A 16883-nucleotide genomic window follows, 5' to 3' on the forward strand; every position below is an offset into this window, starting at 1 on the left:
ACCTATTTAAAAACTTATTTAATTACCTCTTTAGTCGTTATGAATACTGAAAGAGTTCCCATCAGGATATTCACCATAATATTCTTTATAAATCTCTTTATACTTTTTGTAGAGATGATCCGGAACTTGTTTGCCGTTTACATACAATGCATCGTCTTCAAATTCTAATCGTCTAAGTTTGCCGGGACTATCTATTACTCCATCGGAAACAAGTTCATCTTTTAATTCGGATGTAAACTCTTTAAGAATTTTCATTTCGGCTTTGAGTTCTGTCATATCAATATCCAAATCTTTCATTTCTTCTTTTAGTTCACGCATACTTTCTTCAAGACCTGAGAAATCGATATCTACTTTAATGTTTGCTAACTCTCTTGATAAATCTTTCATCTCTCTTTTAAATTCTTCAGAATCCCATTTGAAGTCGATATCAAATTTCATGTCGATTAATTCATCTCTAAGTTGAGACATTTCTCTTTTGAATTCTTCTTTGTTGAATGGAAAGTCTTCCTTTTCTAAGTACTTTAGTTCTTCTTTTAACTGCTTCATTTGTTCTTTGAATTCCTCGCTGTCGAATTCAATTTTTATGTCTTCAGCTATTCGTTTCATATCTTCAGCAAAATTTTCACCTAAATCAATTTTTATATCTTTTAGATCTTTTTTTAATGATGCGAGATCTTTGTGAACTTTTTCAAGTTCCCAAGTAATGCCGTCAACTTCGTCAAGAATCATATCTTCGTATTTATAATATTCATCTGTCGGAACTCGATCGCCGTCTTTATATAAATCGACTAGCTTTCCATTGTCGATTGTGGCTTCCCACTTTGATTTTTCGCCACGAAATCTTTTATAAAAAATATAGGTTTGGTTTTCCTCATCCAATCTATCTGTATTAATGTATCTATGATCTCCATTGTTATCTTCCTCATAAACAATGTTTGATCGATCTTGATAATAACTTTCGCCGTTTGTTATGCTGCATGCGGCAATGCTTAACGAAATTATTATCAGAGTCATCAAAGAAGCAGCGTAAACCTTGCTTCTAAAAGTTCTATGTTTAGTTTCCCCCGTCATTCTTTTTATTCTCCTTAATAAATGATTGTTATTTCCGATTGCGCTCAATGCTAATGAATAGTCTTCTCTATTGTACTGATTCAAGCAAAACAATGCCTTTGCGAATTCCTCCGGTCGGTTAACAAGTTCTAATGAAATATCATCGCAAATATTTTCTCTTTCGTCTCTGATGCGTGATGAAATCCACCAAACAGCGGGATGATAAAAGAAGATTATCTCAAGTATAGATTGCAAAAAGTTAACCAGGTAATCTGCTCTTTTAATGTGTGCAAGCTCGTGTACAATTATTGCTTCGACTTGTGTATAACTCATTCCGTTTAATAACCCGATCGGAAAGAGTATAACCGGCTTTAGATAACCGATTGCTAACGGGACTTTAACTAAAGCAGATTCAAGCAATTTTACTTTTTGTTTTATATTAAGTTGTTTACCAAAACGGTTGACAATATTTGTTAAATTTTCGTCAGGTTCATTTGTCCGGTGATGTTTTATTCTTTGCGAATAAAGAAATCCCCCCGTTAGCTTTAACGAAAAGAACAAAACACCCATTAAATATATCGCAACAATAACCGGTAAATGTTGATTAAAATAAAGCTGTGTTGTAAACAAAATTTGTTTATAAAAACTATCTTCGCTTTCAAATGTGCTTATTGATGAATTGAGAGTTTGCGGTTCTTCTGCATTACTCTGAACCAAATTGTTTTGTTCAATCTTTTGAATCGGACTATTATAATAATCGACAAACGTTCGGATTGTCATAGCCGTGAAAAATAAAATTGCTCCGACAGCAACAAGATATCTTAGATGAACAGATTTATTATTTAGAAACAAAAATAAGAGCGACAAAATAATTGCTACCAGCGCTCCCTGCCAAAGTGAATGGAGGATCATCCATCCAAAAGCGTTAATTGCATTTTCTGAAATAATATTTTGCAAGAAACTCATTTTGATTCCTCTTCAAGCTTATTGATCAATTCTTTTATTTCCCGAAGTTCTTCTTTTGTTGTTTTTTTATTTCCCAAAGCCTGCATGACAAGTTTACTTGCCGATCCGCCGAAAGCAGTTTCTAAAATTTTATCGAGCAATACTTGTTGTGTTTTTTCTTTTTTAATCGCAGCAGAATAACTGTGACTTCTTCCGTCTTTCTTTCGTTCAACCAAACCTTTTTCAAACATGATCTGCATAGTTTTAAGAGTTGTTGTATAACCTGTCTCTTTTCTCTTATTTATCTCTTCATTCACTTCTTTAACAGTCACTTCGCCTTTTTCCCAGAGAATTTGAAGAATTTCTAATTCGGCAACGGTTGGTTTAATATTTTGATTTCCGCTCATTTTCTTATCTTTTATTTGTTCTGAAGATTAAGACGAACGAGTTTACGAAAGGTTTCGTAGAATAGGTTCAACTTATGCTTGACGTTTTAGCACTATAACGTTATTATCGGAAAAAGAGGAGTTCACAATGTCAACAATGAGCAAAAGAGCAACAATATATTTAGAACCGCAGATTCACAAACTACTAAAATTAAAAGCGGCAGAAACTTCATCTTCAATTTCGGAAATAGTCAATGATTTGTTACGGGCAGAATTTCTTGATGATGCCGAGGATATTCAAAGCATCAAAGAGAGAATTAATGAACCGACGATTTCATGCGAAGCACTTCTAAAAGAATTGAAAGATGAAGGCAGATTATAAAATTGAGATAAAGAAAAGCGCTGTAAAAGAAATCAAATCACTTCCCGACAAATATCTCAAAAAAGTGCTCGATAAGATTTCATCTCTTTCTAAAACACCTCGTCCTAAAGATTGCAAAAAATTAACAGGTAAAAGTGATTATCGCGTTAGAGTCGCAGTCAACAGAATTATATATAAAATTGAAGACGAGAAATTGATAATACTCGTTGTTAAAGTTGCTCATAGAAAAAATGTTTATTAGATAAAAAAACATGTTGTCTTTATAACATTTCCTTTCCTTATATTTGCCGAATGAATTTTGATAAGTACACCGAACACAAAGCTTTTCCTATTACAATACTTATACTTCTCGGATTAGTTTGGGGAAGCTCTTTTATTCTTATTAAACGAGGATTAGTTGCATTTGATCCTATTCAGGTAGGCACAATAAGAATAATGTTTGCTTCTCTTGTAATGATTCCCATTGCATTTAAGAATCTGAAACTACACTTCAAAACCGATTGGAAGAAATTTGTTGCGGTGGGATTAATCGGCAACTTTTTCCCGGCGATATTATTTGCTTACGCTGAAACCGGAATAACAAGTTCATTGGCTGGAATTCTAAATGCACTTACACCTGCATTTACATTAATAGTCGGCGCTTTATTTTTTGCTGCAAGAATCAATCGCTGGCAAATGTTCGGATTAACCGTTGGTTTCGGCGGTTCTGTTGCTCTTAGTTTTGTTAGCAGCGGGGGAACACTTGGAAGTTTTAATCATTATGCCGGTGCCGTAATTCTCGCAACACTTGGGTACGGAATAAACATTAATTTGCTTAAAAAATGGTTCCCAAGATTAAACTCTTTGATTTTAACTTCACTTGCAATGTTTTCCATAGGTCCTTTTGCAGTTGTTTTACTTTTATCAACAGATTTTATAGATGTAGTAATGTATCATGATTATGCTTTGATGTCTTTATTCTATTTATTTATACTTGGTGTAGTTGGGACATCTCTTGCATTGGTTTTGTTTAATAAACTCATTCAAATTACAACCCCGGTTTTTGCATCTACAACAACTTATCTCATACCAATTGCCGCTGTTATGTGGGGAATTTTAGATAATGAAGCTCTCTACCCAATTCATTTTGTTGGAATGGCCCTAATCATTTTGGGTGTTTATATAGTTAATAAAAACAAGTAGTCCTTTTAATTTAGCTCATTTTTTATTATAAGACCCAATGTATTTTTTTCTTGCTTTGTGTTCTGTATCACGCTAAATTGAGCATTGTTTACATGAGGGCTCCCATCAATATAGAAAATGCAAAAATGACTTTCGGTTTGAGAAGATCAAATCGTTCATTGAGGGTATACGAAGTGCCCAACGAAAAGTACTTGGGAATAGAAAAGAAATATTTTTTAGGAATCTGCTATTCTAAAAAAGTTATAAACTTTAAAAACTATTCAGAAGCGCAAGATCATATCATCTATTTTAAGAATGACGGTCTTTCTTAGAGCAGATTCAGATTAAAATAAATTGTTAATGCCCTTCTCCGTAATTCTTTTCTCCCGCAGTTATCCTAACTTTTAATTGATTTTCTTTTGGCGGTAAAGGACAAGTTGCATATTTTGAAAATGCACATGGCGGATTGTATGCTTTATTAAAATCAATGTTTACAATGTTGTTAGAATCCGGAGAATCGGTATAAAGAAATCGTCCCGCACCGTAAGTTTCAATACCCGAAGTTTGATCGGCAAACAATATAAATAATCCATTCCCCGATTTAGTCGGATATAATTCATAATTTTTGTCATCTATAGTAAATATTAATTTACCGGGAGAATAATCAGTTTCAATTGTTCCAAGAACTGTCGGAATTTTAATTTCTCTTAACGAATCGAACGGTTCAAATTTTGCTTTAATGTTCCAATCTTCATTAACCGGAAATCTATCGACCCCTTCAAAAGTTTTTAATATTTCCGCATCAAGATCACGTAGGCGTATTCCATACATGTTGCCGGAACGAACTATTAAATTCCACTCGTTTGATCCGAGATTCATTTTTGTAGTGTTTGGTTTTGTATCGGGGATTAATACAAACTCTTTAATTGATTGGCTGTCAACTAAAACGTCAATGTCATCATTAACTTTCAAAGTAACAACTGAATCACTTAAAATAAAACTGCCGATATTACCGGGCATATTTGCTGGGAAAACCAAATCATTCGAGGATTCAGAACCAAAAGTATTTTCACCTTCCTTCAGCCAAAATAATCCGGTTAAATTAAGCCATCCGGTTGGCTGTTTTAATCTCGCAACTCTTTGTGCATGCCATTGATTAATTTCTTGTATGTATTCTTTGCTTCCCTTTTCTATATATTCCTCCTCATTACATGCAACTAGTAAAGTCAAAATCATCCCAAGTAATAAAATCTTTCTCATTTTATCTCCTAAATTAACGTGTAATAAAATAGTAAATCTCATTCAGAAATATTAATTCGAAAAAGAGAGACTTCGAATAATCTTGATTACAGAACCCAAAAACATTAATTTGAATTTGTTTCAATTACAACGGAGGGGAAATGAAATCAAGAAATGCTTTTATTACTATCCTGTTGTTACTGATATTCGCAAGTTCAAATCTACATGCTTCCGAAAATAACATCCGATATCTTACCGGATTTATTAAAGATGTCAATAATAACTTGATCACATTCACAAATAATTTAGTTTGGCGAGCCGACAGAAATGTCACAGCTGTTTCTATGCAGCCGGTTGTTATAATTTTAGAAGATGATAGAAACGAGGGTTATCTTTATATAAAAAATGAAAAAGTGAATGTTACTTTAATGCAGAAATCAAATACAACAGGCAACAATTCATATATGCCGGCGCTATACGACGGACTTTCTGTTTACAATATAGGTCAACTTAAAGACATTACTGCAATTAATATTACTAAGTCAAGTATAACATTAGATGCTGACGATGTTTATTACGTAAACTCCGACGAAGACAAAGAAACGCTTAGTAAGTGGAATGAAAATATTGATGTGGTTTTAACTAAAAACGGAAACTCGATTAGAATTACAAATGTTGTAACTGCAGAATACATAAGTGTCACAAATACACCAAATTTGGCAACCGATAAAAAAGCAGAATAAATTATGAAAAAATATTTTTCGACTCTCATCATAGTTTTGATATTTACTTCATGCAGCGGAATTGATTCAAGAAATTATTTCCAGGAAGTGGGATATATTTATACAACAATCGCAAATGTAAATGATAGATCTATCAGTTTCTCAAACGGGATGACTATCAGAACTAACCGAATAATTATAGCCGTAAATTCAACTCCGGTATTGCTGATAATTGAAAACTATACAGGTGCCGGTTATTTTTATTTACGAAACAGTAAAATTAATTTTTCCGGTTCAGGCGATATTGAAATGATGGGTATGATGAAAGGTAGAATTCAATATGTTCAAAGTATAGATCAAGAAAATAGAATTATAAGATTAGCCGATGATTCGGATTGGTTTATTCCAAGAGACGAAGATTGGAACGCAGCTAAAGATTGGTTAACGACACCGGAAATAATTTTACCCGATAATAAGCCTCAACAAGGTGAATTTTTCATTCATACCGTTTCCGCAAAAAGCGTTTTAGCTGTTAATGTTGATCGTTCAACAAATCAATAAATAAATGAAAAACATAATTCTTCTCTTGATGATATTTTCGTCGGAATTAATTGCTCAAACCAAATATGGTAGTATTTCCGGTTTTATAATTGATGAGCAAACAAAACAGCCGATAGAAAATGTTAATGCTTACATCGCAAACTCACTTACCAGGAGTAGTTCAAATAAGGAAGGTAATTTTCATATCGGCAATATTTCGCCAGGAAGATATACCCTAATACTTTCACATCTGTCTTATGAAAATCAAAATCTTAAGATTGACATTAACTCGAATGAAGTGGTTGAGCTTAATATTAAGCTAGCGCCAAAACCAATTGAATTCCCCGAAATAGGTGTGGGCGATAAGTTTGATGATGAGTGGTGGAAAAATTTTGAAATTTTTCAAGCAGAACTTCTCGGCAAAACTTGGTTCGCTGAAGGATGTCAAATTACTAATCCATATTACATTGACTTCTTTAAAAACAATGATGGCGTTTTGTTTGCGAGTTGTGATGTGCCAATTCAAATTGAAAACAGAAGTTTAGGTTATAATGTTAAATACACACTAAAACACTTCGAGTATAAGTTCGGTAGTTTGAAATATGCAGGACTTCCTTTTTTTGAAGAAATGCAATCCGACTTTGAAGATGACTATGTAATCTGGCAGAATAATAGACTTGAAGCCTACATGGGTTCGCTTAGACATTTTCTTAGAACACTGGCAACTTCTTATCGGTTGATCAAACAAAACCGCGAGAAGGTTAAGCTATTGATTGATCTTGACGATAAAACAGAAATTGGTGTAAGATTTTTTTATGACGCAAAAATGTTTATGAGCAAAAACGGTTTTGAAGCTTACACACCGGATCTGATCTTCGGTCAATTCGGAGCACAGTCAATTTCAAAACCACTTTATCCCGATAGTGTAATTGCTGACTCCGAACGACCAAATGAGCTAATCTTAAATTGTAGAACTCAAATTTACGTTATATACAATAAAGAGTACCAAAAACTTAATTACAAACCTCAGTATTCATTCATTAAGCCGCATGCTGATTCAATTTATTTTGATAAAGGCGGAAAATATTTTGATGAGCTAAAACTTGAGACAACGGGTTACTTCGGGATACAGAGATTAGCAGAAATGCTTCCGTTTGAATATGAACCGAGTGATTCTTTGATTATCAACACAGATTTTAGATAGCAGTAAAAACGCCGGCATAAAGCCGGCGGTTACAAAATTACATTTCTGTTTTTTCTTTCTCTTCACCGGCTTTCATTGTCGGCATTTTATCTTCAACAACTGCATTGATTTTTACTTCACCGGCATTCTTAAAAATTAATGTGAGATCAATCGTTTTGCCGACAGTAAGAGTTTCGTTTAGATTTATTAACATAATATGATATGACATCGGTTTGAATACAAAAACTTTTCCTGCTTCCATAACAAGATATTCAACTTCACGCATACCCATCATGTCTTCGCCTTGTTTAAATGTTTCGTGAACTTCTGTTTTTTCTGCAATTGTAGATATTGCTTTAACTAAAGTATCATTTTCGTTTGTGTGATTCATTACTCTTAAAAACACACCCGTATTCCGGTTCATTGCTGCCGGTCGAACCCAAGAATCTACAATATGAATTCCCTCTTCGTTTTCTTTAATAGCTTTCTGCAATTCAGATTTGGCAGAGGTTGTTTCTTCAACTTGTTCTTCTTTTTTTTCATTGCAGCCAAAGAAAATGAATAGTGATAAACCTATAATGACTAACTTTTTCATTTAGATCTCTCCTTTTAATTTGCTAAAATTTTTATGTCGTTAACGAGTTTGTTAATATCGGCTTGACTACCAAGATAAGTTCCTCTAATTCTATTTTGCTGATCTAGCAAATGAATTCTATCGGTATGTACAAAAAAGTACATCATATTTCCACTTTCCATTAAAGTTGAATCGCTTGGAACGGCAACAACTCCGGCATCTTTCATTACTTCATCTGTTATTGCTTTATCTCCTGTTAAAAACATCCAATTGCTTGTATCAAGTCTTCTAACTTCCGCATATTCTTTTAAAACACTTGGTGTGTCGTATTCAGGATCGAATGTAATAGTTACAAATTCTACTCCGGTGATTCCTTCTTCATTTATTTTTTCTTGAACCAATCTCATATTGTTTGTCGTTAGCGGACAAATATCAGGACAATTTGTAAACACATATCCAACAACTGCTATTTTACTTTTTACGTTTGACGGATAATCCACAGCAACACTGTCTTGATTTAGCAAGGAATAACTTTTGTCTGAAAGATCGTCATCGATAGGAAGAGATTCACCGCAGCTAAATAAAAATATCGAAATAGAAATAACGATTAATAATTTGATTGATTTCATAGTCATCACATTTATATTAAACAAAGTTGATTAGATGCCAAGTAATTTCAATTGATTCAACACATGATTTCTTTATGAATTAAAATTAAGAAAAAGATTTTATACATTTGTTAAAACCGAATAATAAAGAAAGAGTCCTGATGAGAAGAATACTACTAATCCTTTTATTTACAAGTTTAATTGCTGCACAAGATAGAATTTTTATTGACGAAAATTTTGATGATTGGTCTGACGTGACTACCATGCACGAAGATCCGATTGGAGACAACACACCAGGTGCCGAGTTTGATTTTGGAAATCTATATATAACAAACGATGACGAGTATATTTATTTCCGAATTCAGACAACTGAAAAAATTGTTCTGGTTAATGGAAATTATATGACTTTGTACATCGATTCGGATAATAATCCATCAACGGGCAAATCAATAGACGGAATAGGTGTAGAAATCGAATTTACATTCGGCACAAGACGTGGGAAAAGTTATATAGGAGGGTCATCTACAATTTATCACGAGAATATAGGATTTATAGGCTCACCTACATTTTCTGCAAATGATTTTGAGTTTGTTTTAAGAAGAGATGCTCAAATATCCGGAACTCAAGTATTTCAAAGCAATACGATAAAAGTAAAATTGTTCGGATATGTATCTTCTTCATTGGTTGATTATGAAGATAAGATACCGAACGAAGGCGGATTCACCTATACATTTCAATCAGGTGAAGTTGATCCGGTGCCAACTTATTCAATTAACAAAACTGATCCCGGTTATTTGAGAATAATGGCATACAATATTGAGCGAGATAAAATAACTGATGACACACCGGAAGTTCAACAAAACTTTAGCAATGTGTTTTCTACTTTACAGCCGGACATAATTGGTTTCAGTGAAGTTTATTCATCTTCGGCACAAGCAGTTGCAGATAGAGTTGAAAATTATCTTCCTTCTTTAGAAGGTCAGACTTGGTATAACAAAAAACTTACGGGCTATGATGTTGTATTAGTGAGTCGATTTATAATCAGAGATAGTTTCCCAATTGAAACAACTCCTTATGCTCACAATTCATCAACCGCATTCCTTTTAGATCTTCGTCCAAAATATGATTCGGATATGTTGGTTGTAGTTGCTCATCCAAAATGCTGTTTGACTGATGGAAGCGAAGACACAAAACGCCAAAATCAATTTGATGCGATCATGGGTTTTATCAGAGATGCAATGAATGATGGGGGAGTATTAACTATTCAACCGAACATTCCGATTGTTATTATGGGAGATATGAATCTTGTCGGAGATTCGAGACAATACAATACTTTAATTACCGGCGATATTTTTTATAACAATACTTATGGCGATGACTTTGCGCCGGATTGGGACGGTAGTAATTTTGATGATTCAATTCCCTTTGTTAATAAAACTGCTATGACTTATACAACGAACACCGGAAGTTATCCACCGGGAAGACTTGATTATATTGTCTATTCAGGTTCGGTAATGGAAGAAGTAAATAGTTACATCTTTAATACAAAAACATTGAGTCTCGATGAATTGAATCAATTCGGGTTGAGTGAAAACGATACTGAGGTTTCCGATCACCTTCCTGTTGTTGCTGATTTCGATTTGTCACCAATAACGGATGTAAAAAAAAAAGATGAGATCCCAAATAAATTTGGATTAATGCAAAATTACCCGAATCCTTTTAATCCAACGACAAAAATTAATTTTACGATTCCCGCCGTTGGGACAACTAATGAGTTGTCCCTACAAACCAAAGTAATTGTTTATGATATTCTCGGTAAAGAAATAATAACTCTTCTAAATGAACATCTACAACCCGGCAATCACGAAATTGAATTTAACGCAGAAGACTTACCAAGTGGAATTTATTATTACCGGTTAGCAGTCGGTGAATTTTCGTTAACTAAGAAAATGGTTTTGTTGAGATAGTTATTTTTCTCAAACTATTATAGGCAAAATAAGTATTTAGGAGTTTTTTTACCCAACGTTGAGTAAATGCTAATTGTCCTCTTCAATTTTTTCTACATAACGGTTTAATTTACCAAATAAAAATTGTTCTAATGCATCTTTAAATTGAAGTTTCGGAGCTGTTATTACGTTTATTCTGAACTGATGAAAATTTGACAATGTTTTTTTATCCATTACTCCCGCAATGATATAATCAACATCAAACTGATTAATATACCCCGGTAGTTGCGATTGACTTTTCTGATGACCGTTAAGAGGATTGAAGTATGTTTCTTTTTGAACTACTATCTTTTTAGAGTTAATTTCACACACAACAAATTTTGAGCATCGGCTAAAATTTTCCGCAACCACATAAATATTACCTGGAAGTTCTTCAATCGCTACTGCAATTCTTTGATTCATTAAAAGCCTATTTATATTTTGAGTAATTATTTTATTTAATTATTGCGGAGGCATGGCAGTCAGCAGCCACCATGCACATTGCCCGATGGATTTCATCGACTCTTTTTTCTCATTTCCCCTGAGTATATTTGTGCCGTTGCCATTAGGTCAATCTCCGCATTTTGTTTTACAATCCTCGATCTCTCATCTGATATAGGTTTTATCGCATTTCTTCATAATTAATTCCTTCTTCAGGAGACATTTGATAGAATGCGCTAAGTTGTCTTATCATTCTTTGTAATTCTTTGCAGTCCGGTAGTAAATCCGACTGTGCAATTTTATCAGCCGGAACTTTCTTTATTAAGTTATCGTAATGATCTTCAATTTCGTCAATTGCCATTTGAAGAGTCAAACCGATGTAGTCATATACTTCTTGTTTAATTTTTGCCAGCTCTTTTATCTTGCTTAATTCTGAAATGATTATTTCTCTGTATAGTTGAATAGTTTGACAAAGTTCTTTCGGAAGAAACCCCTCGGCAAATCTGCGTGTTGCAATGTCATCTATATATTGAATCATCAAACTTCTGTCGCCGCTTCTTACTGTTGCCATAAGCAGATGATAAACTGTACTTATGTAACATTGAAAATCATTTAGATCCATTTTGTGGTAACGTTTGAAAACTTCATCGGCGTTAGGCGAAAGAATTTGTTCTTCTATTTTGGCAACTATTGTTTCTTTCAAATTGGTTAAGTGATCGTAAATGATAAAGTTTGTTCTGCGAGCAATTTTTTTCATTGCCGCTTCATTTTTAAGACGCCATTCGTCGGGATGACTTTTCATTTTTTCCAATAAAAAAAGAAGTCGGCGTGTGATTAAATTTCGAGGAGTCGGCTGCCATCTTAATGCAATTTGTGTGTGTGTCGAATCTACTTTTAATTTTTTATCGACATATTTTATCATCCAAAATCTTTCAAAATGTTCTTCGCTTGATAAGTGAAGCAAAAAAGGAATCTTTCTTATAATTAAGGCGGGGTAAATTAGAATTTTTGGTAAGTGTATCGGTTTTGCTGCTTTTCCGAAATAATAAGTTGTTGCAATTGTATATAACTCTTTGTGCGAAATTGATCCGTTGGGGCTTGCATTATAAATTTCAAATTGCGAAAGATTATCCGCTTCTTTAATTATTATTCTGAACAGATTGATAAGATCATTTACATGCAAATATGAGACTGCGGATTCACCCTTGCCGGCGAGTATTCTTGACTCTATTTTTTTCGAAAGCCATGTTGTCAAAAATTTATATAACGGCGCATATTCGCACCAATCACTAAAGATAGCCGCCAATCTAATAATTGTGCAAGGAAAGTAATTTGAATATTCTTGAGTTAACTCTTCACCGATTCTTTTACTTCGCGCATAGTGGAAGCCTGCATTAGGCGGGGTATACTCCGTTACAACTTCACCATCTTTAGGGAATTCACAAGCAGCGAGCGAGCTGATAAAAACAAACCTTTTTACGTTTAATCCCTTTGCTAACTCTAGTACGTTTTTCGTTCCCTCAATATTTGTTCTTTCGTATTCGGGATTATCTTTATAAGTAAAATCATAATAAGCAGCTAAGTGAAAGACAAAATCAACCCCGCCGTTTTCGATTAGAAAATTTTTGACCTCATTTAATCTATTTTTATTTGCAATATCGCACTGAAGCCATTGCACGTTTTTGTGATACGGAATATGTGATTCTGTGCGTGAGCGTCTTGCAAGTGCAAATACTTTATATTCCTCTTTAATGCTCTCGAGAAAATTTTTACCGACAAATCCCGTGGCACCGATTATTAAAACAGTTCTATGATTGTTATACAAACTCATAACTTACCCGCTCCTTTTGCGAAGCGATAGAGGATTAAAATTATTAATCCCATTAAGAAATCAGAAATGCCCGAGAGCAGAATTAACCAAATAGAACTGACGAATATGAAATAGGTGAATAAGAAAACTGTTGCCATAAATTTTACAACTACCGAGAAAATTATGAGGCATTCATAACGCTTCAAATTGTAGGCAGACATTGCATATCCGACTGCCATTGCAATATGAAATACTCCACCTTGCGACGGGAAGAATCTTTCAGAGCAGACCCCGTATCCAAAAAATTCCATCAGTGAGCTGGGATAAACAATTAATCCAATACCAACTAAGCATGAGTGAATAGCAACCAGCCAAAGGAAAAAAGATAAGTACCTGCCATTTTTAAGGTGAATTGTAATCTTATTCATATAAATTCTCCAAGTGAGAATAAGGATAACATTGCAAGAGACGTGCCCTAAACTTTGTCGGTTTTTGAGCTTCATTAATAGCTTTTAGGAAAGTCGTCTTGCAGTAATGCAATGCTGGATTGCAGCATCTTCCGTTTGTGCAATATTTTTGCAATATTGCGGATATGAAAATCTTATTTAGGTGATGAGGTGGATGTTAAAACAGTAATCGATCGGGGAAAAGAAGTACTAATTATCCCCGACGGAATTGCAGTTATAGGAAAAGAACATAACATAGTTGTGTTTAATGAAGCCGCTTCTAGAATTACTGGTTTCAACGAAAATGATGTTGTTGGTGAAGACTGCAGTATTCTTTTCGAAGAGAATTTCGATGGAATGAACTTTTTAAAAGAATCGATTAGAGAAAATAGAGCATTCACAAATCTTGCTTTCAACATTAAGACAAAAAAAGAAAGCGAGAAAAACGTACTTGCTTCTATCACTCCGATTGTCAGAAATGAAAAAGTAATCAGTGTAGTTCTTGTTTTCCGCGATACAAAAGAAATGCTCAACTTGGCAAAAGATCTTGAAGAGAAAACCACAGAGTTAATCGATCAAAAAAATAAACTCGATGCAATTTTCAATAGCAATATTGAAGGCACTTTTACAATCGATAACGAATGGAATGTGACGTCGTTTAATTTATCAGCAGAAAAAATAACCGGCTATAAAAAGAACGAAGCTATAGGAAAAAAATGTTGGGAGATTTTTAATTCATCGGTTTGTAGAAAAGGATGCCATATGGAACAAACTATAAATAAAGATAAACCAACTATTGGAAATGAAGTTAAAATTGTAGATAAAAACGGAAAGTTAATACCTATTCGAGTTAATTCATCAACTCTAACAAACAACAAGAATGAAAAAATCGGCGCGGTTGAGACATTTTTAGATATAAGCGAAATCAAAAATCTCTTCGAACACTTAGACGAAAGATTTAAGTACGAGAACATAGTCGGCAAGAACAAAGAAATTAAGCAAATCATAAACGTACTCGAAAGTGTTGCACAAACCGATAGCTCTGTATTAGTAACCGGTGAAAGCGGTACCGGAAAAGAACTTGCGGCACGTGCTATTCACTTAAACAGTCATCGAAGAACCGGACCTTTTATAGCAGTCAACTGCAGCGCTTTTGCGGAAAGCTTAATTGAAAGTGAGTTATTTGGACACGAAAAAGGGGCATTTACCGGTGCAATAAAATCAAAGATAGGAAGATTCGAGCTAGCTCAAAACGGAACACTCTTTCTTGACGAGATCGGCGATCTTTCGATTACGGTTCAAACAAAATTATTACGTGTCTTGGAGACAAAAGAAATTGAACGTGTCGGATCAAACAAACCGATTAAGATTAATACAAGAATAATTGCCGCGACAAATAAAGATCTCGAAATCGAAATTGAAGCAGGAAGGTTTAGAGAAGATTTATATTACCGAATAAATGTGATGAATATACATCTCCCTCCTTTGCGTGAAAGAAAAGATGACTTGCCGATATTAGTTAACCATTTCATTGAAAAGTTCAACGAGAAATTTAAAAGAGACATCAAGCATTTCTCATCTTCCGCTTTCGATATTTTAATGGATTACAATTGGCCCGGCAACATACGCGAACTCGAAAATGTAATCGAGCATTGCTTTGTTCTTTGCGGCAGCGATGTAATTCAAATTGAGCATTTACCGAAAAGATTACGGGAAGAAAATTTTAACTCTATAACAAAGAACACTTCAGGCAATTTAAATCATCTTAAAGATGCCGAACGAAACATTATAATCAACACACTCAAAAAACATAACGGTAATAGAAGCAAAACCGCAGAGGAATTAAATATTCATCCGACAACACTTTGGCGGAAGATGAAGAAGCTTAATTTGTTAGAGTAAATGGAATGCTGATCAATATTTTCTTTTATAATCTCCGTTGACTTTATTCATAAAAAATCATAATCATCCACAACAATCTGCGTTCCATCAAATAGATAGTTTGTAATAAACCTGCACAAAAATTAAATTACAATATTGATAAGCAATAACTCGGAGAGAAAATGGCAAAAGTAAAATTTGTAATTAAACGAACAGGAGCCGTTGTTCCTTTTAGAGAAGATAGAATTGCGAACGCAATTTACAGAGCTGCGGTTGCGGTTGGCGGACGTGATAAAGAAAAAGCAGAAAGTCTAGCCAAACAAGTCATTGACGTTATTGATCAAAAATATACCGAGAAAGACCAACCCCACATAGAAGAGATTCAAGACATTGTTGAAAAAGTCTTAGTTGAAAACGGTCACGCTAAAGTCGCAAAGGAATATATTCTTTATCGTGAAGAAGCAGCAAGAAGAAGAAAAGAAGATTCACGGCACTTTTCTAAACCATCTGAATATATTCCGTGGGCAAAAATGTGGCGTTCGCTTAATTGGTCTGTTGATCATGGCGTGAATACAATCGAAGGAATGAACAACAGAATTCAAAAAGGTGAGTTTGCACAAATAGTTCATGAAGCAGAAAGCTATTATGAAGATCAGTTGAATACTGCAGCAGAAATGATTAAAGAAAGAAGCGACGAATTAAAAATGGTTATGGTAAGCGGTCCATCTTCTTCGGGAAAAACTACGACTACATTTAAATTAGAGCAACGATTAAAAAAGATGAACATGAGTTTCGTACCACTAATTGTCGATCATTACTTTTTTGATTTGGAACTTCATCCCAAAGACGAATTCGGTGATTATGATTTTGAAACCCCACAAGCTTTAGATTTGGATCTGATTAATGAACACTTAAAAAGATTGGCCGATGGCGAAGAAGTAAAAATTCCTTATTATGATTTTAAAGAAGGAAAAAGATATCTTGATAGAACTCCTATGAAACTTGGTGATAATCAAGTTCTGTTAATCGATAGTTTACATGGTTTATACCCGGAGTTCAGTAAACTTATTCCCTCTTCACAAAAATTTAAATTATACCTTGAACCATTGCTTCAAATGAAAACCGGTGCCGGTGATTTTATTCGCTGGACTGATCTTCGTTTAATTAGAAGAATGCTGCGTGATTCGGTTCACCGCGCATATAAACCTGAACAGACTTTACTACATTGGCATTATGTTCGCTCCTCGGAAAAAAGAAATATTTTACCGTATTGTAATTCAGCAGATTATATGATTAATACATCAATGCCATACGAAGTTCCATTATATAGACCATTACTTTTGAATGATTTCAAATCATGGACGGAAAAATATAAAGATGATCCGCTCCGCCTGGATGCTTATACGCGAGCAGAAAGATTAACTCGTGTATTGAGCGAAGTTGAGCCAATAGAAGATAACTCCCCCGTTCCTGGTGATTCTGTTCTTCGTGAATTCATTGGCGGAAGCGTGTTGGATTTACATTGAGATA

Annotated in this window: 17 protein-coding genes; 9 read left to right on the top strand and 8 right to left on the bottom strand. The window is 34.2% G+C overall.

Annotation, left to right across the window (positions count from 1 at the left end; genetic code table 11):
- Nucleotides 1–30: 30 nt before the first annotated feature.
- Both QY331_16155 and QY331_16160 read right to left on the bottom strand, forming a co-directional pair.
- Nucleotides 31–2016 (bottom strand): M56 family metallopeptidase, encoded by a 1986-nt coding sequence (locus QY331_16155; protein ID WKZ69496.1) that lies wholly within the window; start codon nt 2014–2016, stop codon nt 31–33.
- Complete coding sequence (locus QY331_16160; GenBank protein WKZ69497.1) at nt 2013–2402, bottom strand: BlaI/MecI/CopY family transcriptional regulator; 390 nt, start codon at nt 2400–2402, stop codon at nt 2013–2015. Before QY331_16160 ends, QY331_16155 begins: the two co-directional genes overlap by 4 nt.
- Nucleotides 2403–2529: 127 nt before the next feature.
- Between QY331_16160 and QY331_16165 the strand changes: the two genes are divergently transcribed.
- From QY331_16165 to QY331_16175, 3 genes are read left to right on the top strand one after another with little or no spacing between them, the layout of a single operon-like run.
- Nucleotides 2530–2763 (top strand): hypothetical protein, encoded by a 234-nt coding sequence (locus QY331_16165; protein WKZ69498.1) that lies wholly within the window; start codon nt 2530–2532, stop codon nt 2761–2763.
- Nucleotides 2747–3004 carry a type II toxin-antitoxin system RelE/ParE family toxin gene (locus QY331_16170; protein ID WKZ69499.1) on the top strand — a complete coding sequence of 86 codons (258 nt, stop codon included), beginning with the start codon at nt 2747–2749 and terminating at the stop codon, nt 3002–3004. Before QY331_16165 ends, QY331_16170 begins: the two co-directional genes overlap by 17 nt.
- A gap of 50 nt (nt 3005–3054) precedes the next feature.
- Nucleotides 3055–3945, top strand: a complete 891-nt coding sequence (locus tag QY331_16175; GenBank protein ID WKZ69500.1) for a DMT family transporter — start codon at nt 3055–3057, stop codon at nt 3943–3945.
- 336 nt (nt 3946–4281) lie between these two features.
- Here QY331_16175 and QY331_16180 read toward each other — a convergent pair whose 3' ends face one another.
- Nucleotides 4282–5184 (bottom strand): DUF1684 domain-containing protein, encoded by a 903-nt coding sequence (locus tag QY331_16180; protein ID WKZ69501.1) that lies wholly within the window; start codon nt 5182–5184, stop codon nt 4282–4284.
- 140 nt (nt 5185–5324) lie between these two features.
- Here QY331_16180 and QY331_16185 point away from each other — a divergent pair, with 140 nt between their 5' ends.
- The 3 genes from QY331_16185 to QY331_16195 are packed head-to-tail and all read left to right on the top strand — an operon-like array spanning nt 5325 to nt 7629.
- A complete protein-coding gene (locus QY331_16185; protein ID WKZ69502.1) occupies nt 5325–5906 on the top strand; it encodes a hypothetical protein in 582 nt (193 codons plus the stop codon).
- Between the two features lie 3 nt (nt 5907–5909).
- Nucleotides 5910–6446 (top strand): hypothetical protein, encoded by a 537-nt coding sequence (locus QY331_16190; protein WKZ69503.1) that lies wholly within the window; start codon nt 5910–5912, stop codon nt 6444–6446.
- Nucleotides 6447–6450: 4 nt separating this feature from the next.
- Nucleotides 6451–7629, top strand: coding sequence for a carboxypeptidase-like regulatory domain-containing protein (locus QY331_16195; protein WKZ69504.1), 1179 nt, complete (start codon nt 6451–6453; stop codon nt 7627–7629).
- A gap of 37 nt (nt 7630–7666) precedes the next feature.
- Here QY331_16195 and QY331_16200 read toward each other — a convergent pair whose 3' ends face one another.
- Nucleotides 7667–8203 (bottom strand): copper chaperone PCu(A)C, encoded by a 537-nt coding sequence (locus tag QY331_16200; GenBank protein WKZ69505.1) that lies wholly within the window; start codon nt 8201–8203, stop codon nt 7667–7669.
- A 14-nt stretch (nt 8204–8217) separates the two neighbouring features.
- The gene (locus tag QY331_16205; protein WKZ69506.1) at nt 8218–8811 is read right to left on the bottom strand and encodes an SCO family protein; all 594 of its coding nucleotides are present in this window, start codon (nt 8809–8811) and stop codon (nt 8218–8220) included.
- A gap of 140 nt (nt 8812–8951) precedes the next feature.
- On the opposite strand from QY331_16205, the gene QY331_16210 reads away from it, so the two are divergent.
- A complete protein-coding gene (locus tag QY331_16210; GenBank protein ID WKZ69507.1) occupies nt 8952–10757 on the top strand; it encodes an endonuclease/exonuclease/phosphatase family protein in 1806 nt (601 codons plus the stop codon).
- Between the two features lie 69 nt (nt 10758–10826).
- Here QY331_16210 and QY331_16215 read toward each other — a convergent pair whose 3' ends face one another.
- From QY331_16215 to QY331_16225, 3 genes are all read right to left on the bottom strand, one after another.
- Nucleotides 10827–11198: a NifB/NifX family molybdenum-iron cluster-binding protein gene (locus QY331_16215; protein ID WKZ69508.1), complete on the bottom strand. Its 372-nt coding sequence runs from the start codon at nt 11196–11198 to the stop codon at nt 10827–10829.
- A gap of 199 nt (nt 11199–11397) precedes the next feature.
- Complete coding sequence (locus QY331_16220; protein WKZ69509.1) at nt 11398–13047, bottom strand: NAD(P)-dependent oxidoreductase; 1650 nt, start codon at nt 13045–13047, stop codon at nt 11398–11400.
- Entirely contained in the window at nt 13044–13454 is a 411-nt protein-coding gene (locus QY331_16225) for a hypothetical protein (GenBank protein WKZ69510.1), read from the bottom strand. The genes QY331_16220 and QY331_16225 overlap by 4 nt, the downstream gene beginning before the upstream one ends.
- 189 nt (nt 13455–13643) lie before the next feature.
- Here QY331_16225 and QY331_16230 point away from each other — a divergent pair, with 189 nt between their 5' ends.
- Together QY331_16230 and QY331_16235 are read left to right on the top strand one after the other, a co-directional pair.
- Nucleotides 13644–15374 carry a sigma 54-interacting transcriptional regulator gene (locus QY331_16230; GenBank protein WKZ69511.1) on the top strand — a complete coding sequence of 577 codons (1731 nt, stop codon included), beginning with the start codon at nt 13644–13646 and terminating at the stop codon, nt 15372–15374.
- Nucleotides 15375–15535: 161 nt separating this feature from the next.
- Nucleotides 15536–16879: an ATP cone domain-containing protein gene (locus QY331_16235; protein ID WKZ69512.1), complete on the top strand. Its 1344-nt coding sequence runs from the start codon at nt 15536–15538 to the stop codon at nt 16877–16879.
- The last annotated feature ends 4 nt before the right edge of the window (nt 16880–16883 follow it).

The sequence above is a fragment of the Melioribacteraceae bacterium genome (assembly GCA_030584085.1).
Lineage (GTDB): Bacteria > Bacteroidota > Ignavibacteria > Ignavibacteriales > Melioribacteraceae > SURF-28.